This window comes from Bartonella sp. CR84HXZ (assembly GCF_042194535.1).
GTDB classification, from domain to species: domain Bacteria; phylum Pseudomonadota; class Alphaproteobacteria; order Rhizobiales; family Rhizobiaceae; genus Bartonella; species Bartonella grahamii.
This window is the reverse complement of record NZ_JBHIMY010000085.1, coordinates 1-1,231: the sequence shown is the minus strand read 5'-3', so window position 1 is coordinate 1,231 and position 1,231 is coordinate 1. Positions and strand designations below refer to the sequence as shown.

1 protein-coding gene is annotated in these 1,231 nt (G+C 34.5%); it reads right to left on the bottom strand.

Features of this window, described 5'->3' with window-relative positions; genetic code table 11:
* Nucleotides 1-893 precede the first annotated feature (893 nt).
* Nucleotides 894-1,231: YadA-like family protein (locus ACFIKD_RS09470; RefSeq protein ID WP_375647909.1), on the bottom strand; the 338-nt coding region annotated here is incomplete at its 5' end.

Sequence of the window (1,231 nt, the reverse complement as noted above, 5' to 3'; positions counted from 1 at the left end):
CTTGTATATGCATCAAATATTATGCTTATCTCTAGATAAATGCTGTAGCGTCTTAAAAAAATCACCCTCATTTCAATAAAATAAGAATAAATGTTGTTAAAATAATCCTTTACTATCATAAATTCAGCGTTAATCTTAAGCCAGCACCTCTTCCCCAATCTCCGCCAGAACTCATTGCGGATATATTAGAGCGATCTTTCCATCTTCTGACATATAACCAGCTCCAAAGGCAAAAGCCGATCGACTACGCTATAAACCATTACCAAAACAGACACTTAAAGACCAAAAAATATCAAAATAACTTAAATTCGATACTGCTAAACCAACAGAGGCCGCCTGTCTTGCTTCTTTCTGAACTGTCTTCATATCAATATCTTAATGCTTCAAATTTTGTATCCGTGTAAGATTTTGCATCATTCACAACATTACTCATCGCATTATCCTATGGATTCAGAAAACCATTTATCTATATATTTTTTCGCATCATCAAAAACTGTCTTAATCTGCTGCTCACTGTCATGTAATTGATCACCTTTTATGGCATTATACAATCCAATAATAATCTTATCAGCAGTAAAATTATGCAAAATAACATGCCGCCTATCTTGTCATAAAAATAATGCTGCATTCATTGATAATATTATTATTATATATATTTCTCTTATAAGGAAAAACCTCTCTCAAAAATAAATATCGATTACTCAAATAATTCCTTTTGGAGATGATAAATGATTTTTTCACATAAAACCTCACAATAAAAAATACATTTTTACTCGAAATACGCCCATCTTCTATTGCTATTCATTTATGCTGAGAATAACTTTCCTTCTCTTAAAATGCCACATGTAACGCATTTGATAAGAGAAGGAAAATTTATTTCGAATTTTCTATTGTTAATTCAGTGTTACCCTAAACCCAGCACCTACCCCCCAATGTCCCCCAGCACTCGTTGCAGATATGTTAGAGCGAAATCTTCCATTTTCAGACATATAACCAGCCCCAATAGCAAACGCGGATTGACTACGCCATACACCCGTACCAAACGAAAAACTTAATTTTCCCGGTGTATCGTCATAGCTTAAATTAGACACCGCTAAACCAATCGCTGCTGCTTGTCTTGCTTCCTTGCGAACATCCTCAATGGCATAATTTAACGTCTCAAACTTCATATCCGTATAGGATTTTGCCTCGTTAACGCCATTATTGACAAGACTACTAACTTTCTCATCCG